At 39.3% G+C, this 19,690-nt stretch carries 21 protein-coding genes and 1 other RNA gene; 16 read left to right on the top strand and 6 right to left on the bottom strand.

Annotated features, from left to right (window positions below; genetic code table 11):
• Positions 1 to 35 precede the first annotated feature (35 nt).
• From BJN41_RS08425 to lpxA, 4 genes are read left to right on the top strand one after another with little or no spacing between them, the layout of a single operon-like run.
• Positions 36 to 536: an OmpH family outer membrane protein gene (locus BJN41_RS08425; RefSeq protein WP_070154543.1), complete on the top strand. Its 501-nt coding sequence runs from the start codon at positions 36 to 38 to the stop codon at positions 534 to 536.
• Between the two features lie 3 nt (positions 537 to 539).
• A complete protein-coding gene (lpxD, locus tag BJN41_RS08420) occupies positions 540 to 1,610 on the top strand; it encodes a UDP-3-O-(3-hydroxymyristoyl)glucosamine N-acyltransferase (RefSeq protein WP_070154542.1) in 1,071 nt (356 codons plus the stop codon).
• A 2-nt stretch (positions 1,611 to 1,612) separates the two neighbouring features.
• Positions 1,613 to 2,101: a 3-hydroxyacyl-ACP dehydratase FabZ gene (gene fabZ, locus BJN41_RS08415; RefSeq protein ID WP_070154539.1), complete on the top strand. Its 489-nt coding sequence runs from the start codon at positions 1,613 to 1,615 to the stop codon at positions 2,099 to 2,101.
• Positions 2,098 to 2,886, top strand: coding sequence for an acyl-ACP--UDP-N-acetylglucosamine O-acyltransferase (gene lpxA / locus BJN41_RS08410; protein ID WP_019836491.1), 789 nt, complete (start codon positions 2,098 to 2,100; stop codon positions 2,884 to 2,886). The genes fabZ and lpxA overlap by 4 nt, the downstream gene beginning before the upstream one ends.
• 71 nt (positions 2,887 to 2,957) lie before the next feature.
• On the opposite strand, the gene BJN41_RS08405 is transcribed toward lpxA, so the two are convergent.
• Positions 2,958 to 3,803 (bottom strand): YbgF trimerization domain-containing protein, encoded by an 846-nt coding sequence (locus BJN41_RS08405; protein ID WP_070154532.1) that lies wholly within the window; start codon positions 3,801 to 3,803, stop codon positions 2,958 to 2,960.
• A 341-nt stretch (positions 3,804 to 4,144) separates the two neighbouring features.
• Between BJN41_RS08405 and ffs the strand changes: the two genes are divergently transcribed.
• Positions 4,145 to 4,241, top strand: an RNA gene (ffs, locus tag BJN41_RS08400) — signal recognition particle sRNA small type.
• 66 nt (positions 4,242 to 4,307) lie between these two features.
• On the opposite strand, the gene BJN41_RS08395 is transcribed toward ffs, so the two are convergent.
• The 4 genes from BJN41_RS08395 to BJN41_RS08380 form a co-directional block, all read right to left on the bottom strand.
• Positions 4,308 to 4,997, bottom strand: a complete 690-nt coding sequence (locus BJN41_RS08395; protein WP_019836489.1) for a regulatory protein RecX — start codon at positions 4,995 to 4,997, stop codon at positions 4,308 to 4,310.
• 81 nt (positions 4,998 to 5,078) lie between these two features.
• Positions 5,079 to 6,125, bottom strand: coding sequence for a recombinase RecA (gene recA / locus BJN41_RS08390; protein ID WP_004976691.1), 1,047 nt, complete (start codon positions 6,123 to 6,125; stop codon positions 5,079 to 5,081).
• Positions 6,126 to 6,269: 144 nt separating this feature from the next.
• Complete coding sequence (locus BJN41_RS08385) at positions 6,270 to 6,710, bottom strand: RNA-binding S4 domain-containing protein (protein ID WP_019836488.1); 441 nt, start codon at positions 6,708 to 6,710, stop codon at positions 6,270 to 6,272.
• Positions 6,703 to 7,377: an HAD-IA family hydrolase gene (locus BJN41_RS08380; protein ID WP_070154530.1), complete on the bottom strand. Its 675-nt coding sequence runs from the start codon at positions 7,375 to 7,377 to the stop codon at positions 6,703 to 6,705. The genes BJN41_RS08385 and BJN41_RS08380 overlap by 8 nt, the downstream gene beginning before the upstream one ends.
• Positions 7,378 to 7,661: 284 nt before the next feature.
• Between BJN41_RS08380 and BJN41_RS08375 the strand changes: the two genes are divergently transcribed.
• From BJN41_RS08375 to BJN41_RS08360, 4 genes are all read left to right on the top strand, one after another.
• Complete coding sequence (locus BJN41_RS08375; RefSeq protein ID WP_004976684.1) at positions 7,662 to 7,907, top strand: hypothetical protein; 246 nt, start codon at positions 7,662 to 7,664, stop codon at positions 7,905 to 7,907.
• Between the two features lie 539 nt (positions 7,908 to 8,446).
• On the top strand, positions 8,447 to 8,626 hold the full coding sequence (locus tag BJN41_RS08370) for a hypothetical protein (protein WP_019836486.1): 180 nt from the start codon (positions 8,447 to 8,449) through the stop codon (positions 8,624 to 8,626).
• Between the two features lie 182 nt (positions 8,627 to 8,808).
• Positions 8,809 to 9,666, top strand: a complete 858-nt coding sequence (locus tag BJN41_RS08365) for a 3'(2'),5'-bisphosphate nucleotidase CysQ (protein ID WP_070154528.1) — start codon at positions 8,809 to 8,811, stop codon at positions 9,664 to 9,666.
• 59 nt (positions 9,667 to 9,725) lie between these two features.
• Positions 9,726 to 10,460 (top strand): histidine phosphatase family protein, encoded by a 735-nt coding sequence (locus BJN41_RS08360; RefSeq protein ID WP_070154526.1) that lies wholly within the window; start codon positions 9,726 to 9,728, stop codon positions 10,458 to 10,460.
• Positions 10,461 to 10,682: 222 nt separating this feature from the next.
• Here BJN41_RS08360 and rpsT read toward each other — a convergent pair whose 3' ends face one another.
• A complete protein-coding gene (gene rpsT, locus BJN41_RS08355) occupies positions 10,683 to 10,952 on the bottom strand; it encodes a 30S ribosomal protein S20 (protein ID WP_019836483.1) in 270 nt (89 codons plus the stop codon).
• Positions 10,953 to 11,167: 215 nt separating this feature from the next.
• Here rpsT and BJN41_RS08350 point away from each other — a divergent pair, with 215 nt between their 5' ends.
• The 7 genes from BJN41_RS08350 (at position 11,168) to BJN41_RS08320 (ending at position 19,576) form a co-directional block, all read left to right on the top strand.
• Entirely contained in the window at positions 11,168 to 11,833 is a 666-nt protein-coding gene (locus tag BJN41_RS08350) for a nucleoside-diphosphate sugar epimerase (protein ID WP_070154524.1), read from the top strand.
• A 12-nt stretch (positions 11,834 to 11,845) separates the two neighbouring features.
• Entirely contained in the window at positions 11,846 to 12,358 is a 513-nt protein-coding gene (gene rraA, locus BJN41_RS08345; protein ID WP_070154522.1) for a ribonuclease E activity regulator RraA, read from the top strand.
• 53 nt (positions 12,359 to 12,411) lie between these two features.
• Positions 12,412 to 13,191, top strand: a complete 780-nt coding sequence (locus tag BJN41_RS08340; RefSeq protein WP_070154520.1) for a glutathione S-transferase N-terminal domain-containing protein — start codon at positions 12,412 to 12,414, stop codon at positions 13,189 to 13,191.
• A 225-nt stretch (positions 13,192 to 13,416) separates the two neighbouring features.
• Positions 13,417 to 13,776, top strand: coding sequence for a hypothetical protein (locus BJN41_RS08335; RefSeq protein ID WP_070154516.1), 360 nt, complete (start codon positions 13,417 to 13,419; stop codon positions 13,774 to 13,776).
• Positions 13,777 to 13,924: 148 nt separating this feature from the next.
• Positions 13,925 to 17,386, top strand: coding sequence for a transcription-repair coupling factor (gene mfd, locus BJN41_RS08330; protein WP_070154514.1), 3,462 nt, complete (start codon positions 13,925 to 13,927; stop codon positions 17,384 to 17,386).
• A 207-nt stretch (positions 17,387 to 17,593) separates the two neighbouring features.
• Positions 17,594 to 18,028 carry an HIT domain-containing protein gene (locus tag BJN41_RS08325; RefSeq protein WP_004976660.1) on the top strand — a complete coding sequence of 145 codons (435 nt, stop codon included), beginning with the start codon at positions 17,594 to 17,596 and terminating at the stop codon, positions 18,026 to 18,028.
• Between the two features lie 66 nt (positions 18,029 to 18,094).
• Positions 18,095 to 19,576 (top strand): adenylate/guanylate cyclase domain-containing protein, encoded by a 1,482-nt coding sequence (locus tag BJN41_RS08320; protein ID WP_070154512.1) that lies wholly within the window; start codon positions 18,095 to 18,097, stop codon positions 19,574 to 19,576.
• The last annotated feature ends 114 nt before the right edge of the window (positions 19,577 to 19,690 follow it).

Here is a 19,690-nt window from a genome sequence, read left to right as displayed (position 1 = left end):
CCCGTGTTGGATCGTTTAAACACAGGATGTAGCATATGAAAAAAACAATATTGAGTTTGGCATTGTTTGGTTTATCTACACTGGCTACAGTGACACATGCTGCAGGCTATGGTGTAGTAAGTTTAGAGCGTGTTGTCGAAAATAGCAGTTATCTCAAACAGCAAAATCTGGCTTTGCAACAGTCGGTCAAACCACAAACCACCAAGCTTGAGCAACTGACAAAAGAGTTAGAAACCATGCAGCAACGTGCGCAGCAGGCTACGAATTTATCAGACGCTGAAAAGCAAAGAATGAATACACAGTTTCAAGCGAAATTGAAAGAATTTAATAGTTTGCAACAAGCGGTACAAACCCGTGTCCAGTCAGAATTGCACAAAATTAACGATGGTTTTGAAACTCGTTTAAAGCAAGTTGCTGAACAATTGCGTAAAGAAAATGGTTTAGATGTGGTTTTGAATAAAAACTCAGCACTTGCCTATGACCCGAAGTATGATTTAACTGATAAAATGATCCAAAAGGTCAACGCACTTAAATAATCAATGAGTTCCCAATATTATCGCTTAGAAGAAATTGCTGGTTTAGTTCAAGGTCAATGTATTGGACAAGCCGATTTACGTTTGCAAGGTTTGGCAAGCCTTGAGTCTGCTCAGGCGCATCAACTTGCATTCGTGAATGGTGATAAATATTTAGCGGAAGCACGTAGCTCCCAAGCGGGGGCTTTAATTGTGACCGCTTCACTACAAGCTGAGTTAGACAATCATTACAACTTTATTGTGGTTGAGAATCCGTATCTGGCTTTTGCAATTCTGACTCATGTATTTGAGCGTAAACATACGCAACGCGGTATAGAAAGTACAGCACAAATCCATCCTTCAGCCATCATTGCGGAGAGTGCTTATATTGGTCATTATGTGGTGATTGGTGAAAATTGCGTGGTTGGTGACAATACGATTGTGCAATCGCACTGTAAAATTGATGACTTTGTCGAAATTGGTCAACAGTGTTTTATTGATTCGCACGTGACCTTAACAGGCGAAGCTAAACTTGGCAATCGGGTGCGTATACATGCCAATACTGTAATTGGTGGTGAAGGCTTTGGTTTTGCGCCTTATCAAGGTAAATGGCACAGAATTGCGCAATTGGGTTCTGTGATTATTGGTAATGATGTTCGTATTGGCTCGAATTGCAGCGTAGATCGTGGTGCGCTAAATGATACAATTTTGGAAGATGGTGTCATTATTGATAACCTTGTGCAAATCGCACATAACGTCAAATTAGGTGCTCATACGGCCATTGCAGCAAAAACTGCCGTGGCTGGAAGTGTGACAATTGGCAAAAACTGTATCATTGGTGGTGGAAGTGCAATTTCAGGGCACTTAAATATTACCGATAATGTGACTTTGACAGGAATGTCAATGGTCACAAATAATATTTCTGAATCAGGAAAATATTCGTCAGGTATAGGCTTGTTTGAAAATCAAAAGTGGAAACGTACTGTTGTGCGCCTCAGACAATTAGCAGATGTGCCATTGACCCAATTGGTGAAAAGACTTGATGATATGCAATCTCAAATTGAGTCCCTTGAATCAACTTTTAAATTGCGTAAATAATTATGATGACTGAGTCGAATTCTAGCACCTTCACTAAACCTGAATTGCCAATGCACATTCAAACCATTCGTGAATATTTACCCCATCGCTATCCGTTTTTATTGGTAGACCGCATTGTAGAAGTCACTGATAACGGTATCGTGGGTTATAAAAACGTATCTATCAATGAAGAATTCTTGCAAGGACACTTCCCGAATTATCCGATCATGCCAGGTGTTTTAATCGTTGAAGCGATGGCACAAGTGTCGGGTATTTTAGGTTTTATCATGAATAATGAGAAACCGAGCGCAGGTTCTTTGTTCCTTTTTGCAGGCGCAGAAAAAGTTCGATTTAAAAAACAAGTCGTTGCAGGCGATCAACTTGTATTAAAATCTGAATTAGTTATGCAAAAACGAGGCATTTACAAATATAATTGTATCGCCACCGTTGAAGGCGTCGTCGCAGCAACCGCGGAAATTATGGTTTCGCATCAGAAAACAGAGCAAGCATGAGCAATAACCCACTCATTCACCCAACCGCTATTATTGACTCATCTGCAGTAATCGCTTCAGATGTCACGATTGGTCCATACTGTATTATTGGCCCAAATGTAACGATTGGTGAGGGTACAAAACTTCATTCGCATGTGGTGATTGGTGGTTACACCCGTATTGGTCAGCACAATGAAATTTTCCAGTTCGCCAGCGTAGGTGAGGTCTGTCAGGACTTAAAATATGCAGGTGAGGAAACTTGGCTAGAAATTGGTGATCACAACAAAATTCGTGAACACTGCAGTTTGCATCGTGGTACGGTGCAAGACAATAGCCTGACCAAAATTGGTAGTCACAACTTACTTATGGTCAATACACATATCGCACATGACTGTATGGTGGGTGATCACAATATTTTTGCCAATAACGTGGGTGTGGCAGGTCATGTGCATGTTGGGGATTATGTGGTTGTCGGTGGAAACTCTGGTATTCACCAATTCTGTAAAATTGACTCTTATAGCATGATTGGTGGTGCATCGCTTATTCTTAAAGATGTGCCTGCGTATGTCATGGTTTCTGGTAATCCTGCACATGCATTTGCAATGAATGTGGAAGGAATGCGTCGTAAAGGCTGGTCGAAGGATGTGATTCAAGGTCTTCGTGAAGCCTTTAAACTCATTTACAAATCTGGATTAACCACTGAGCAAGCCATTCAGCAAATTCGCAGTGATATTTTGCCAAATGTGGCAGAAGCGCAGCGTTTAATTGATTCTTTAGAACAATCTGAACGTGGTATTGTGCGTTAAGGTTTGAGTTTACCGAATACGGCAAGCTTCAGAATATTAAAAGACATCCTCGGATGTCTTTTTTTATTGGCTTATTTTAAAAATCTTGCTTCTTCAGACTTTGGATATTGGCTCAGAATTTTACTTTTGTATTGCGCTGCTAAAGTAGGTTTGTGATCTACATCTTGCGCTATGCTATATAAGCGATATAAGGCACTTGATGCTTTTGCAGATTGGGGATACTTTGTTGCTACAATTTCAAAATTCTTTTTGGCTTCGGTGTAATTGGTTGGCTCAATTGCTAAATTAAATTCAGCTAACCAAAAATACGCATTGCTGATATACACACTGTTTGGGTGGTTTTTAATAAAGTTTTGCATAGGTGCAATCGCTTTTTTGGCACCACCTTGTTTATAGGCATCCAATGCAACAGTATAGGCTGCTTTTTCCAGCTCAATATTGGTATTTAAACCTTGAGCTGTTGGACTCACATGCGTTGTATTTTGCACAGATTGCGTGGCATTCTTGTTTAACTGGTTGTTGCTGGCGCTGGGTGCAGTATCTTTTTGGTTATCCTCCTCAGCGGCAGGAGCAGATTCAGGGTCTATTTTTTGTTGGAGCAGTTCTAGACGTTGATCTAAATCGGTATAGCGATTTTGCAATTCATGTTTGAGCTGCGCAATTTCATTGTCTTGTTCTTCAATTTTGCCACGTAACTGGCGGATGTCATTTTCAAGTTGCTGGTTTTTTTGCATCAACTGCCAATTGATATTGGTGGGTACATTGGCAGTTGCCATATTACTCGTTGCAATCGCAGGGCTATTGGCATACCTAGCACTGCTTTGGCTGAGATTGTGGCTTTCAATTGGAATATTGGCAAATATAGGCGTTGAGCACAGTAGGGCAAGAGCACAAAGTGCATGCTTTTTTAGCATAATTGAACATCCATCTTAATCTTGTGTAGGTGAGTCCTTGTAAGCATATTGGACTCAACCTGTTGATTTGGTCATTTTCCACATTTAAAACGTCCACGCGTGGAATTGCAATAAGCTTTTACAAACTTATCATCAATCTCAGCGCAATATGGGTAAATCTAGGATTTAAATCTCGAAATAATTTTATGATGGGTTAGTTAGACTAAATTTTAAATGACGTTATTCTATAAATGTCTTCAATTGTTTTTAAAATAATCAATTGGATAGCATTATAAAAGGAAATACAGAACAACGCTTGCAAGTTTGTTAAAAATCTCTATACTCTGTTTTTGCAATGGTAGCCCTGCTGGTTACTTCGCAATTGTACTCTACGAACCCCGTCAGGACCGGAAGGTAGCAGCGGTAGTGGAACTATGATGTGCCGAAGGCTTGCTGGTAGGGTTGCCACCAGTTTTGAAATAATAATTCTATTTATCTTCTACTTATTTTGATCTTATATCCACTATTTTAAAAATTCTGCTCTTTCCTACGAATTGCTTTCATAATCGCATCCATATCAAAGCCCCGATACTGTAAAAAACGAATTTGTTTGGCTTTAAGTTTTGGCTCGTTTGCGACTTCTGTGCCGAATTTTTTCACTTTCAGTTGATAGGCTTGTTCTGCCCAATCAGTTTCTTTAAGTTCTTCTGAAATTAAACTGCTATCCACTTTTTTGTTTTTAAGAGCCATTTTAATACGATTTGGCCCTTTACCTTGCCGCTTTTGGCTAGCCAGTAACATTTCTGCTAGGCGTTGATCACTCTGATAATTTTCACGTGCCAATTCATTGACTAACTCAATCACTTCATCACGGTTTTCTGCATATAAAGCCAGTTTTTCAATTAAGTCATTTTTAGAATATTCTTTACGCGTTAAGACAGCAAAGGCATAGCTGCGTAGACGAGAACCTGTTAGTCCTGGGCGTTTGTTTTGCTGTTCGTCTTGGTCTTCATTGTGATTGTGTTCTTGATCATCAATGGCTTCCGTATGAGCAGGGTATTGTTTATTAATGTTAGGCGCAGAATTTGAGGCAAAATGCAGGGCAGACGTTGTTTCGGAATATATCTGCTCAGTTCGGCTACATGATTGCTCATCTTCGCCAAATTGTTGTTTTAGCGCAGCGTAATCAATCAGTTTGGGGAATTTGTCTTCAGGCATGGTAATGCTTCCATATACAATAAAACGCTCCGTAGAGCGTTCTATTTAATTCAGTTTGTTGTGTTCATCTTAGCGCATGCTTTAAACATCAAGTAAGTCGAATTCTTCTTCGTCTTTATCTTCTACAGGTGCAGCTTGACCTGTCGTGAGTAGTTGTTCACGAATAATCGCTTCGATGCCTTTAGCAAGCTCTGGATGTTCTTCAAGATGGCGAATGGTGTTGTTTTTACCTTGACCAATTTTATCGCCCTGATAAGAATACCAAGCACCTGCTTTTTGCACGATATTTTGTTGAACGGCTAAATCGACCAGCTCACCTAAATGGTTAACACCTTTACCATAAAGAATCTGGAATAATGCTTCTTTAAATGGTGGTGCCATTTTGTTTTTCACAACTTTGACTTTGGTTTCAGAACCAATAATCTCGTCGCCTTCTTTCACTTGACCTACACGGCGGATATCTAAACGAACAGAAGCATAGAACTTCAATGCGTTACCACCTGTTGTAGTTTCTGGGCTACCAAACATTACACCAATTTTCATACGAATTTGGTTAATGAAGATCACCATACAGTTCGAGCGTTTGGCATTACCCGTGATTTTCCGCAAGGCTTGGCTCATTAAGCGTGCTTGTAAGCCCATGTGCGAGTCACCCATTTCGCCTTCAATTTCGGCACGAGGGGTTAAGGCTGCCACGGAGTCGACTACAATCATGTCAATTGCGCCAGAACGTACCAACATATCGGCAATTTCAAGGGCTTGTTCACCATTGTCTGGTTGCGATACCAAAAGATTGTCAATATCTACACCAAGTTTACGTGCATATTGAGGATCAAGCGCGTGTTCGGCATCAATAAAGGCACAGGTTCCACCAGCTTTCTGACATTCTGCAATGGCTTGCAAGGTCATTGTGGTTTTACCTGATGATTCAGGGCCGTAAATTTCAATGATACGACCTTTAGGTAAGCCACCAATACCCAATGCAATATCTAGGGTCAATGAACCTGTAGATACGGCTTCTACCGCTTGCACAGTGTTGTCGCCTAGACGCATGACAGTGTTCTTACCAAATTGTTTTTCAATTTGGCTAAGCGCCGCATTTAACGCCTTGCTTTTATTCTCATCCATCTTACAACCTCATTACGATGTCACGAAATAATATACTCAAGTGGATGCATTTACTTCAATCTTTTCCACATGCGATATAGTGACAGAATTTTTCCTGTAGTTCTATTTATATCATAGCCTTTGCGACAAACTATGACGCTCTATTTAATCATCATTATATGACCAAAATTGGTCAAATTGCTGATCATTTTCTTGTTTGAATTTGCTGATGTCACGACGGTCTTTTTTACTTGGTCGATGATCAGGTCGTGCTAGATTATGCAACTTTCTTTGGGTCGCAATCAATTCCCTGCGTGCAATACTCACTTCAGTTTCTTCATAAAGTTGCTGAGCGATGGGTGCCGGGCCACGTACACCCGATAATGCCTTGACCAATACGGTTTTTTTATCAAAACCCTGTTGAATGGTCAGTTCAGTTCCCACACGAATTTCTTTGGAAACTTTAACGCGCTCGCCATTGTGATGTACTTTGCCGCCTTCAATGGCAGCTTTTGCAATAGAGCGGGTCTTGAAAAAACGTGCAGCCCATAGCCATTTATCAATTCGAATCGTTTCAATGGCTTCGTGGGACGAAGTTTTAGGCATATTTTTGAGTGTCCTCAAATTGTTCTAAGACAGGAATTAAATCTGTTAATTGGTGCAACATAGGGTAATTACAAGTCTGACGCGCTGGTTTTGCTGAAGATGGCTGGGCAATACTATATAAGTGTCCAATCCCAAAGGCTTTAGCACCATTAAGCACCTTTTCGGTGTCATCAATAAAATAGCAATCTGCAGGATTAAACGCATGTTGTTGTTGCAATGTTTGCCAAAATTCAACGCGTTCTTTGGCATAACCAACGCTTTCAGAGCTAACAATCACTTCAAAGTATTTTGTCAAACCTGTATGTGCTAGTTTAAAGTCTAAACCTGCACAATCTGCATTGGTGGTGAGCCAAATACGATAGCCATTATTTTTTAAATATTCCAGTAACTCAATGGCTTGTGGACGCAAAGTGACTTGATCTTTATATTCAAGTTGCATGGCTAACATATCAACCCCGACTTTGGCTGTCCAAAAACGTGAGGAATACCATTCTAAAGTGTGGCTATGTTCTTGATAAAAAACGTATAAAATTTCTTTGCTGCGTGCTAAAGAGCAGGCATGTAATTCTGCATAGCGAATTGGCAATTGTTCATTCCAAATAAAATCATCATAAGCGAGATCTAACAACGTTCCGTCCATGTCAAACATGATGATATTTTTGCGCATTTAGACACCTTAAACCATAAAGCAATTGCCAAAAGGCAGAAAAAACAGACTCATTTAAACATGCTTGAGGCATAACTCAAAATACTGTCTTATTTTTAGCCAAATCATGTTAGGCTAAATAGATAAGTACTGTGTAGGTTTTTCATATAAACAACTGAGATGCGGCAGTTGTAGAAAGTTACTGTAGCGTTCACAAAAACATTTTTTTTGACATATTTCTGTATTTGTTTTTCTGTATAAGCATAGAATTGAAAGGTAAATTTTTTTAAATCAGGGAGCTAGTAATGGCTGAACAACAGTATTTAGATTTAAAACACTTAGATAAACAACTCGATGAGTTTGAGAAAAAGAAGAAGAAAATTAAGAAAATGCGTATCGGTTATAAATTATTTGCGCATTTAATGGGAGATGAGAAATTCGCCCATCATGTTTCAGAATCGGCATTAAATCCAGATAAACGCAGTTATCGTAAAGTGAAAATTAAAATTACCTCAGATGAGGGGGAGTTAACTTTTCTAGAAAAAGATTGATCGAATTTCGGTTTAAAATCTAAGTCGGTTTTTATTAAGTGTACAAACTTGTATACCTTTAAATTTAACCAGATTGATGCAGATCGGGTTTTTTTATGAATCAATGCTATGAATTTTTTGGAATGAATTGTAATTCTTTTAGAAAAAATTTGATCATCAATCATTTGTAAAACTTGGAATGAAAGCCCTTTCTCTTGCGCCATGTATGGTTCATCATGATGATTAATCCGCAAGTGGATAAGGCTGCTGAATGAGGGATTAAAAAATTATGAAAGAAGTCTATTACGGAGTAAGCATAGTTATTTCAGTTGTTTTAATCAAATGCATCAAGTTGTCATAATTTGCACTTAATCTATTCAGCAAGCTCAGTGAAATGAAATAGGATGTGATTAGTCTATTTTAGTATAAGTTCTGTATATAAATGCTGTAAAGTAAGATCAAATGTTACGCTTTGACTATCAAAAGATGCATGAATGTCACAGAGCGATCCCTGAGAATTGTCAATTTTTCATCATTAAGAAAATTTATAAGGAATTGTGATGTCCATTTTAGGAATTGCCATTACCACTATTTTGGGTTTATTGGGTATTGCTGCAATTATTTTTGGTTTTGTTGGTGGCGAAACTTATTTGGTTATTGTGGGAATTTTATTAATGGTCAGTGCTGCACTCACTTTTTCCATGTTCAAAAAAAGCTTATCTGATCCATTTAAGAATTAATTAACTTAGCACTGAATAAATAAAATTCATGTAAAAAATGAATTCCTTTGAAACTTAAAGTCTTGATTTAGCATATTAAGAGACTGAGTTTTTTGCTACGTATCAGCCGTAATTTTTATTACAATGTTTTTATGAAAGTAATGAAAAGTTAGACCTTTAGATACGGTCTAAAAAGGATAGTTATGTTTATAAAAACAACGGCGCCAACGCATACTTTAATTTTACAGTTGTTGTCAATCATGCAGCAGGCATGTGAAATTTTAAATCAGGAATTTCAAGATTACTGTTCAGGTGCTGCTTTTGATGTCGAAAAGAAAATTGATGATTCTCCTGTTACGCAAGCTGATTATCGGGTCAATTATTATTTAATGCAGGCTTTGGCAGAAATTTCAAATTTGCCTGTATTGTCAGAAGAAGGTGAACAAGATCAGCGCCACCAATGGCAGAAGTTTTGGTTGCTAGATCCTTTAGATGGCACCAAAGAGTTTTTACATCAACGTCCAGAATTTACCATTAATTTAAGTTTAATTTGTGGTGCGCTAACAACTTTTGCGGTGCTTGCTGTACCGGGCGAGCACACGATTTATTTTTGCCCAGAACAGGGTATGCCATTCAAATATGATATTTTAACTCAGCAATGGTATCTCTATCAGCCAGCACCAACGGTAACATCTTCAATTCTAAAAATTGGTTTAAGCCACAGCAGTCAAAAAAAGTCACACTATGCAGACTATTTAACAAGCTTGGCACAGTTGACCGATTTTGAAGAAATAAAAGCAGGGAGTGCGTATAAATTCTGCATGATTTTGGAAGATCGTGTCGATGTCTACCCACGTTTTCATCCGACCTCGGAATGGGACACTAGTGCAGGACAATGCTTGCTGGAACGAATTGGTGGTGGATTGGTCGATTTTCATGGGCGGCCATTTTTATACAATCAGCGCGATACATTGCTAAATGGTGGTTTTATCTCCTATAAAAATACACAGATGAAAAAGATTGCCTTACAAGCACTGGCACTTATGGCGAAGTCAGATTGAGCAAAGTGCTGAACATGGTATAGTGTCAAGTAACCAAGTAAAAAAATTTTGGCTAGATCATGGCATTAGAACTACTCCCTGCAAGTATGCTTAAAGCAATTGATTTATTGCCAGATGCTCAGACGCCTGTGACTTTATTTACCCGTCATTCTATTCGTGAAATTGTCGCGGGTCAGGGTTTGGCTGGCTATAATTTGCAGTTGACAGATCAAGGCCGTGATTTAGCCGAAGCATGGGGAGGCTACTTGGTTGGAAATACAGATCGAGTGATTCAACACTGTATTTCAAGTCCTATTCAGCGTTGTGTCGATACAGCTGCATTAATGATTCGTGGAGCGGATGGTATTACCCTTGAACCTAATACCCATCACATTGAAATTATAGAACAAGGATTGTTGGTTGAGCCTGGAAGCTTTGTACTTGATATCAAGCAGGCAGGTCCATATTTTCAGGAGCAGGGCGCGTTAGGCTTTATCAATAGTTTTGTAAACAAGGCCTTGCCTGGCATGAAACATCCGATTCATGGGGTGGTAGATGTTCTTGAGCTGATTTATAACACTCATCCGACCAACCCCTACGGACTCAGTTTGGCTGTAAGTCACGATACTATTCTGGCCGCAATTATTGCGGTAATTTCTGGACGCAAGGAAGTCACGCAAGCCGATTGGCCAGGCATGATGGAAGGTTTATTTGTTTGGTTTGAAGGCGATGAGTTTTTAGAATCTAAGTTAAAATGGATTTGGCGCGGTCAGATTCACACTTTAGATATTTCACAATTTCGTCAGAAAGTTTAAGTAGAACATTGAACGCATCAAGTGCATCAAGCCGAGAAGTTATTATCGACACGGAATATTTCGCAATAAAGCGATTGTATTCAACCTGCGGTAAAAATGCTCGTACTCATGGCTAAAAAAAGCTTTAAGTAAGTTGAAATGCCTAATTTTAAGTAACAGTTGGAAGCGCAAGCGAGTTAGCAGACACAAAAAAAGCCCTAACGGGCTTCTTTTGTTTAACACTTAGTTAGAAGCTAAAGCTTTAACTTGAGCGTTTAAACGGCTCTTATGACGAGCTGCTTTGTTCTTATGGATGATGCCTTTATCAGCCATACGGTCAATCACTGGAACAGCTTTTTTGTAAGCTTCAGATGCAACCGCATAATCGCCTGCAGCAATAGCAGCGATTGTGCGTTTTAAATAAGTACGAACCATAGAACGTAAGCTTGCGTTGTGTTTACGTGCTTTAACGTTTTGACGAGCACGTTTTCTAGCTTGAGCAGAGTTTGCCACTCGTACACTCCTTGAAATAGATTGGTCTGGGCGGGCTGCAATTACTTCCGAAAACCAACATCAGAAGAATTATCACCAGCCCGTAAACAAGTGCCATATTTTGATGAAACTAGACAGTTAAGTCAAGTCTTGACATGCTTTGACAACATTTTAGCTGCAGAAAAATCGGAAAGAAACAGGTAGATTAGCTTTAAGCCTCAGAGATTGTTTAAAAAATGATAAATTCTATTCAAAATGCAATTGTAATTGGTGCAAATGGTTTAGTTGGGCAGCAATTGGTTAAACGGCTGAATCAGCTATCTGAATGTAAAAACATCACCGTTGTTTTGCGCCGACCGTGTCCTGAATTGAATCACTTAGAAAAAGTCCACACGTTATTACTCGAAGACTTTTTATTGCTCAATGATGAAGATGTGAGTGGTTATAGCCATGCATTCAGTTGTTTAGGCACAACTTTAAAAAAGGCAGGCTCAAAAGAGGCATTTTATGCTGTGGATTATACCATCAATGCACATTTCGCCGAACTATTGCAGGCGAAGGGTACGCATTACATATTGGTCAGTGCTTTGGGTGCACAAGCTAAATCAGCCGTATTTTATAATCGTGTCAAAGGCGAGCTAGAACAATATATTGAAAGCTTAGATTTAGACAAAGTATCAATGTTGCGTCCATCTTTATTATTGGGTGAGCGCAATGAACAACGGCGTTTAGAAGATTTAGGGCAAAAGCTGTATCTTAAAATATCACGATTTATTCCCGATCATTTTAGATATAAGCCAGTAAGCGCTACACAAGTGGCTCATACTATGGTCGAGGCGGCGCAATCGCAAATTCATAAATTTCAAATTTATGATAATTTACAAATACAAAAAACCAAGTAAAAGGGGAACAACGTGTCTACAGTACCATTCGTAACTTGTGACTTATTAGATGACCATCCAAAACATGACCTTGAAGTGGTGATTCCATCTTTGGATGGTAAATTTTTCAAAAGTTACGGTGCACGTAAAACTTTTGGTGGTCAAATTGTGACTGTAAAGTGCTTTGAAGATAACTCGCGTGTAAAAGAGTTATTGGCAACCGATGGTACGGGCAAGGTTTTGGTAGTAGATGGTGGGGCATCTATGCGCTGTGCCTTGATGGGAGACTTGATTGCTGAATCTGCAGTGAAAAATCACTGGAATGGCGTGATTATTTACGGTTGTGTGCGCGATGTCGATGCAATTGCAGCACTTGATTTAGGCGTACATGCTTTGGCTTCAATTCCACAAAAAAGTAACCGCAAAGGCGTGGGTGAAGTAGATGTGAGTTTGCATTTCGGACAAGTCACTTTTAATTCTGGCGATTATGTCTATGCCGACAACAACGGTATTATTGTAGCAAAGGAAAAGCTGGTCGATTTATAAGCGGTTTGATGGCGCAGTCATCAAATTGCTAAGCACATCAAAAGGAAAACAAAATGGTGCATCATCAAATTAAAGTCATTCAGGCAATCGCATCTATGCTTACCGAGGGTGGGCGTGGCGTGAATGGGACTGCGTTTCCCAAGCAACCCGAAAAAGCCTTAAAGTTATATGAGTTTGAAGGTTCACCATTTTGCCGTCGTGTACGTGAAGTCATGACCTTGTTAAATTTGGATTATCAAGTTTATCCATGTCCCAAAGGCGGCACAAAATATCGTCCTTTAGTGAAACTACTCGGCGGTAAAACTCAGTTTCCATTTTTAATTGATGAAAATACAGGTGATCACCTCTATGAATCACAGCAGATCATTCATCATTTATTCAAACATTATGGTAAAAGTGGAAAAACGCCAAAAAAATATGCGCATTTTCCTAAAATTCCTTATGTGGCGCTTGCGGGCACATTATTGAATGGTGCACGTGGTGTGTGGATTAATCAGCAAATTGTAGAGCGCGCTGCACCTGAACAATTGATTGAACTGTGGGGTTTTGAGGCTAGTCCTTATACACGTGTAGTGCGTGGTGTATTGACTGAACTGGAGTTGCCATTCAAATTTCATAATGTAGCCAAAGAGCGTTGGCAAGATCAAGGCTTGGCAAAATTACGTTTAAAACCGGGTAAATATGTGCCACTGGCAGGTGGTAAGCGTGAGCAGGTATTAAAAGTCATGGGTGATAATATTCAAGTCCCATTTTTAATCGATCCAAATACCCAGACTCAGCTTTTTGAATCAGCTAAGATTGTGAAGTATTTACAGCAAACTTATGGCAAATAAGCGTTAAGTGGTTTTTGATTGTTATAAAAGCATCTTCAAGATGCTTTTTTGCATTTGGCAGGATGCAAAATATGCATCATTATAAATAGCCTAAGCAAAGTGGGGTTGAAACACTGACTTATAACATCAGGGGAGCATAAATCACCCTGATCAGTTGCATCTATTTTAGTGAAGCATTTAAACTCTGCAGCATTCACTTTGATTTCGCCAATTTATAGGTTCAAAATGTTCAGCAAACTTACAGGGTTGTTTAAAAATAAAGCCAATCTCGAAGAAATTGCCTATTTAGAAGCACATAAAATTCAATGGGATGCAGAACAAGGCTATATTGTCGATGGTATTGTGCTTAACAATGTTTTAGCAGCGCGTTTAAATTATTTATCCAACCGACGTATGCAAAAGTTTGATGATTTAGCGCAATTGTATTCTACTGCCATGATTATCAATGAAAAAATTGATCTTGAAATTGCGCAACAGCGTTTTAATACATTGCTTGGCAATACCGAAGAAAACCTACAGGAATTTAAAGCGATTGTAAAAAAATTGAATGATTATTATCGACAGTTTTTACGAGATCAAAAGTAAAGCGGAGCGTGTATCAAACTTTAAAGCACGCTGTTTTATAAAATGTTGCAATTAAAACGATGCAATTCAGGATGAAAAAATTACGCAAAACCGTCAATTCATCGTGCTAGTATAAGTCCCATGTTGTTAAGACCCTAAAGCTATATACATGTTCCAACACGAAATTTCCCAACTCAATTTAGCTCAACTGAAAGCTGGCGAAAAACGCTGGATTGGTAATCTACATGGTTCTGCCGCAGCATTATTATTTAAAGAAATTGGTCAGCAGAACCCGCATTTATTTGTGATTGTTGCGCGCAATCAACAACATTTGGCGCAGTTGGAAAGTGAATTAGAATTTTACGGGGTAAAACCGACCATTTTCCCCGATTGGGAAATTTTGCCTTATGACCGCTTATCACCACATCAAGACATTGTGTCGGAGCGTCTGGCGATTTTATCCAATATGCCACAGCAAGGCGTGTTATTGGTGTCGGCGACCACTTTAGCGCAACGTGTTGCACCAACCTCATGGGTGTTGGGTGAGCATTTTGATATTCGTGTTGGGCAAAAGTTTGCTTTGGAACAACAAAAACAGCGTTTAGTACAAGCAGGCTATCATCTGGTCGATTCTGTCTATGATCATGGCGAGTTCGCTGTGCGTGGCAGTATTATGGATATTTATGCTTCGGGACAAGAAGCACCCATCCGTATTGATTTATTTGATGATGAAGTTGAAACCTTAAAGTTTTTTGATCCAGAAACGCAGCGAACCACTGAAAGCTTGCAGAATTTTACGGTTTTACCTGCCAAAGAATTTCCTTTAAAAGAAGGTCGTGCGATTTTCCGTGACCGCTATGCAGAAAGTTTCCCAACAGCAAATCCGAAGAAAAACCCTGTATATCAGGATGTGCTAGAAGGCATTGCATCGCCTGGTTTAGAGTTTTATTCTCCCTTATTTTTCACTCAGGCTCAGCTTGAAGGCCAAAATACACTATTTTCATACTTACCAAAGCATTGCATTGTCATTACAGATAAGGCGATCGATGACGGTTTAACTCAATTTTGGAAAGATGTGCTGTATCGTTATGAGGACAGACGTCATAACATCGACCAACCAATTTTACCGCCTGAACAATTATTTCTACAACCGAATCAATTATTAGAACAACTGAATCAATTTGGACGTGTGATTGCATCCCCCGAAGCTTTTGAGCAAAAAGCAGGTGTGGTGAACTTAAGCACGCTTGCACCACCACGTTTAGCGGTTGATCCAAAACAAGAGCAACCCTTTCATGCCGTTAAGCAATATATTGATGCCGCCAATCATCCTGTTTTATTGGTGGCAGAAAGTGCAGGCCGCCGTGAAACATTAAAAGATGCATTACGTGCAGCTTTAGGTGAAATTCCACAAGTTGAGAGTTTTGAGGCCTTTCAGCAGTCTTTACAAGCTATTGCGATTACCCATGCACCTTTAGACCGCGGCTTGGTCATTCAAGACCAATTGAGTGTAATCTCAGAAAATCAGCTGTATGAACATCGCGTGGTGCAGCGCCGTCGTAAACGTCAGCAGGAAGTTTCAGAAGAGTTTTTAATTCGTAGTTTGACCGAGTTAAGCATAGGCGCACCTGTGGTACATATTGATTATGGTGTTGGTCGTTATGCAGGTTTAATTACTTTAAGCATTGATGAGCAAGAACATGAGTTTTTACAACTCGATTATGCCGATGCTGCAAAAGTGTATGTGCCTGTTACCAATTTGCATTTGATTAGCCGTTATAGCGGAGGTGACCCAGACCTTGCGCCTTTGCATAAATTAGGCACAGATGCGTGGAATAAAGCCAAACGCAAAGCTTTGGAACAAATTCATGATGTCGCAGCAGAATTACTGCATATTCAAGCACGCCGTCAATCTAAACCAGGTTTCGCTTTTGAATTGGATCATAGTCTTTATATGCAATTTGCCAGTGGCTTTGCTTATGAAGAAACCTTAGATCAAGCCAATGCAATTGAAGCGACCTTACATGATATGCAATTGGCAAAACCAATGGATCGTTTGGTCTGTGGTGATGTTGGTTTTGGTAAAACTGAAGTTGCCATGCGGGCTGCATTTGTCGCGGTACAGAACAACAAACAAGTTGCTGTATTGGTTCCAACAACATTGTTGGCACAACAGCATTATGAATCTTTTAAAGACCGTTTTGCCGACTGGCCTGTGCGTATTGAAGTCTTATCGCGTTTTGGTTCAAGCAAATCTCATCAAAAAACCATTGAAGATTTAGCTGAAGGCAAAGTCGATATTGTGATTGGGACGCACAAAATTCTGCAAGAAAATATTCAGTTCAAGCAGTTGGGTTTAATGATTGTCGATGAAGAACATCGTTTTGGTGTACGTGACAAAGAACGTATTAAAGCGTTGCGTGCCGATGTGGATATGCTGACTTTAACCGCAACGCCAATTCCACGTACCTTAAATATGGCATTTAGTGGTATGCGCGATTTATCTATTATTGCCACACCGCCTGCACGCCGTTTAGCGGTGAAAACCTTTGTACAGGAACATACTCGCGATACTGTGAAAGAAGCCATTCTACGTGAATTGTTACGTGGTGGTCAGGTGTATTACCTGCACAATGAAGTGGAAACTATTGAACGCAGTGCTGAAACCATTCGTGAATTGGTACCAGAAGCGCGCGTTGCAGTCGCACATGGGCAAATGCGAGAACGCGAATTAGAGCAAGTCATGCAGCAGTTTTATCATAAAGAATACAATGTCTTAGTTTGCTCGACCATTATTGAAACAGGAATTGACGTCCCAAATGCCAATACCATTTTAATTGAACGTGCAGATAAACTCGGATTAGCGCAGTTGCACCAACTACGTGGTCGTGTCGGGCGCTCGCATCACCAAGCTTATGCGTATTTGCTTGTACCATCTATTAAAGGCTTAAAAGGTGATGCTGAAAAACGCTTGGATGCCATTCAGCGTGCCTCAACTTTAGGGGCTGGTTTTATGTTAGCAACCGAAGACTTGGAAATTCGTGGTGCGGGAGAATTACTGGGTGAGCAACAAAGTGGGTCAATGCAAGCCATTGGTTATAGCTTGTATATTGAAATGCTAGAAAAAGCCACCAAAGCCATTCAAAAGGGTAAAACACCTAACTTCGATGCGCCATTGTCTTTAACTGCAGAAATCAACCTACACATGCCTGCTTTGATTCCAGATGATTATTTGGGCGATGTGCATCAGCGCTTATTATTCTACAAGCGCATTAGTAATACCGATACTCAAGAAAAGCTTGATCATATCCGTATGGAATTGATTGACCGTTTTGGTATTCCGCCACAAGCGGTGAAACAACTCTTTGCGGTGCATCAATTGCGTTTAAAAGCAGAGCAGTTGGGCATCACTAAAATTGATATTGGCACAAATGGTGGTCATATCGAATTTTCACCCGATACGCCTGTGCAAGCCATGAGCATCATTCAAATGATGCAAAAACAACCGACCTATTTCCGTATGGATGGTGGGCAGCGTTTAAAAGTAATGGTGATGTTGCAAGATGCTGAAAAGCGGATTCAATTTATTGCCGATCTATTAAACAACCTGCTTAAAACTTTGCACAGCTGAGTTGAAAAATGCAAATCTACCTAAATAACACATGAGTAAATTATGAAAAATTTCTAAGAAACCTCTGATTCTATGATGAAAATTATTTATGATGAATTTGGTTAAAATTGCACTTTATTTACATGGAAACATGATGGGAATGATACTCAGTGTACTGGGGATGTGATAGTATTAGTCATCATTACAATTTGCGTCATTTATAAAGATATGTTTAGTTTGCACCCACAACTTGCTCAAGATACTTTTTTTGTAGGCGACTTTCCTCTGTCAACATGTCGTTTAATGAATGATATGCAATTCCCTTGGTTAATTCTAATTCCACGTGTGCCAGGGGTTACAGAACTATACGAATTAAGTCAGGCAGACCAAGAACAATTTTTACGTGAATCCAGCTGGCTATCTAGCCAATTATCACGCGTATTTCGTGCCGATAAAATGAATGTGGCGGCTTTAGGTAATATGGTTCCACAATTGCATTTTCATCATGTCGTGCGTTATCAAAATGATGTAGCTTGGCCTAAACCTGTTTGGGGTACCCCAGCTGTACCATATAGCAATGAAGTTTTGGCTCACATGCGTCAAACCTTAATGCTTGCTCTGCGTGGGCAAGGCGATATGCCATTTGACTGGCGAATGGATTAATTGAATTAATTGCCACGCAGCATGCGTGGCTTTTTAATCCAAAAATCGAATTAGGCCGCGTTATTCATGTACAATTGGATGAAAAGAGATCCTCAACAATTCGAATTTCTGCATCGATTAGTCGGGTATGCAAGTTTATCCCTAATGATGGTGGTCTATCACTACACCTACGCCGATACCAATTATCAAATTTATCTTCCATTTTTTCTCACTTTTTTATTACTGATTATTCCTAAATTTTCCCGTTGGCTGCAATATAAATATAGTCGTCAAGTTAAGCGTAATATCCTGTTTATTATTGATACTGTAGTGGTTGCGGCATGTTTGTCTGCGGTACAACTGAATTTGGTACTTACTTTTGCTGCTTTATTTGCCCTGTTATATACCGCGATTTATATTAAAGTTTCTTCTTTTTGGGTGGCATTCGCTTCCTTATTGGGTGTCACAGTTTTTTATTTTTGTAATATTTTTATTTTTGGTTTTAACGAATATTTTCAACAAAGCAGTAGTGAGCTTACGATTTTAGCTTTTTTATGTATGATTTTTTATTTTGGAATGGGCAGTGCGTATCAAGCACGTCGTATTCGCTATACTATGGCAAAAAAAGATCATTACTATAGGCAAATGAATCGATATATAGAATTTGCCAATCAACTAAGTCGCTATGCACCTTTACAATTATGGCAATCCATTATGAAGGGCGAGTCGGAAGCGAAAATCGAATATAAACGAAAAAAATTGACAATTTTCTTTTCAGATATTCAAGGCTTTACTGAGCTTTCTGAAACACTGATTCCAGATGATTTAGCATTCTTACTCAATGATTATTTAAGCCACATGACCGAAATTGCCAAACAATATGAAGCGACGGTAGATAAATTCATGGGTGATGCGATTCTGATTTTCTTTGGCGATCCAAATTCGCAAGGCGTTGAGCAAGATGCTAAAACTTGTGTAGACATGGCAATCGCAATGCGTCAGCAAATGAAATTGTTACGCGAGCGTTGGGTCAAAATGGGTTATCCACCTTTACATATTCGTATGGGTATCAGTACAGGATATTGCCACGTTGGGAACTACGGTGCAGCACATCGTATGGCATATACCATTGTTGGACGTGATGCTAACTTAGCCGCACGTTTACAAAGTGCTGCAGAAGTCGATGAAATTTTACTTTCAGATGATACTTATAAACTGATTAAAAATGATTATTTGTGTGCGCCAAAAGCACCGATCTTTTTAAAGGGGATTCAAGGCCCTGTAAAAACTTGGCAAGTGATGGAAAAATATGCGGCCAGCAAGTCGGATTATCAGCGTTGGTTTGACTACGAGTATAAAGGCTTCCATTTGTTGCTAAATTTGGATGAAGTGCAGAATTTTGAATATCCTGAACTCATTACCGTATTAGAAAAAATGATTAAAAGAATTCAAACCCAGCAAAAATTGACCAACTCACAGGGGATTGTAAAACTCAATCTTGAGGATGAAGTTATTGAACATGCACCTGTTCAAGAAATTGCCAAAACGCATATTCCTGAAAAACACTAAAATTTCTTATCAGACTGATTTAGTTTAACTTTTAAATCCTCAAGCTTTTTAAAGCTGAAGTTGTGCAATAAAAAAACTGCGTAGTAACGCAGTTTTTTAGATTTAGAATCATTT

Origin of the sequence: Acinetobacter towneri, from assembly GCF_001758345.1 — a bacterium.
GTDB classification, from domain to species: domain Bacteria; phylum Pseudomonadota; class Gammaproteobacteria; order Pseudomonadales; family Moraxellaceae; genus Acinetobacter; species Acinetobacter towneri_A.
This window is presented reverse-complemented; position numbering and strand designations above follow the sequence as displayed.

Excerpts from the sequence above, each read along its gene's own strand:
- BJN41_RS08385 (WP_019836488.1), bottom strand. The coding sequence starts at position 6,710 with ATGCCTAAAACTTCGTCCCACGAAGCCATTGAAACGATTCGAATTGAT.
- BJN41_RS08375 (WP_004976684.1), top strand. The coding sequence starts at position 7,662 with ATGGCTGAACAACAGTATTTAGATTTAAAACACTTAGATAAACAACTC.
- BJN41_RS08360 (WP_070154526.1), top strand. The coding sequence starts at position 9,726 with ATGGCATTAGAACTACTCCCTGCAAGTATGCTTAAAGCAATTGATTTA.
- recA (WP_004976691.1), bottom strand. The coding sequence starts at position 6,125 with ATGGATGAGAATAAAAGCAAGGCGTTAAATGCGGCGCTTAGCCAAATT.
- mfd (WP_070154514.1), top strand. The coding sequence starts at position 13,925 with ATGTTCCAACACGAAATTTCCCAACTCAATTTAGCTCAACTGAAAGCT.
- BJN41_RS08365 (WP_070154528.1), top strand. The coding sequence starts at position 8,809 with ATGTTTATAAAAACAACGGCGCCAACGCATACTTTAATTTTACAGTTG.
- BJN41_RS08395 (WP_019836489.1), bottom strand. The coding sequence starts at position 4,997 with ATGCCTGAAGACAAATTCCCCAAACTGATTGATTACGCTGCGCTAAAA.
- lpxD (WP_070154542.1), top strand. The coding sequence starts at position 540 with ATGAGTTCCCAATATTATCGCTTAGAAGAAATTGCTGGTTTAGTTCAA.
- BJN41_RS08370 (WP_019836486.1), top strand. The coding sequence starts at position 8,447 with ATGTCCATTTTAGGAATTGCCATTACCACTATTTTGGGTTTATTGGGT.
- BJN41_RS08340 (WP_070154520.1), top strand. The coding sequence starts at position 12,412 with ATGGTGCATCATCAAATTAAAGTCATTCAGGCAATCGCATCTATGCTT.
- fabZ (WP_070154539.1), top strand. The coding sequence starts at position 1,613 with ATGATGACTGAGTCGAATTCTAGCACCTTCACTAAACCTGAATTGCCA.
- BJN41_RS08380 (WP_070154530.1), bottom strand. The coding sequence starts at position 7,377 with ATGCGCAAAAATATCATCATGTTTGACATGGACGGAACGTTGTTAGAT.
- BJN41_RS08350 (WP_070154524.1), top strand. The coding sequence starts at position 11,168 with ATGATAAATTCTATTCAAAATGCAATTGTAATTGGTGCAAATGGTTTA.
- BJN41_RS08425 (WP_070154543.1), top strand. The coding sequence starts at position 36 with ATGAAAAAAACAATATTGAGTTTGGCATTGTTTGGTTTATCTACACTG.
- lpxA (WP_019836491.1), top strand. The coding sequence starts at position 2,098 with ATGAGCAATAACCCACTCATTCACCCAACCGCTATTATTGACTCATCT.
- BJN41_RS08335 (WP_070154516.1), top strand. The coding sequence starts at position 13,417 with ATGTTCAGCAAACTTACAGGGTTGTTTAAAAATAAAGCCAATCTCGAA.
- BJN41_RS08325 (WP_004976660.1), top strand. The coding sequence starts at position 17,594 with ATGTTTAGTTTGCACCCACAACTTGCTCAAGATACTTTTTTTGTAGGC.
- BJN41_RS08320 (WP_070154512.1), top strand. The coding sequence starts at position 18,095 with ATGTACAATTGGATGAAAAGAGATCCTCAACAATTCGAATTTCTGCAT.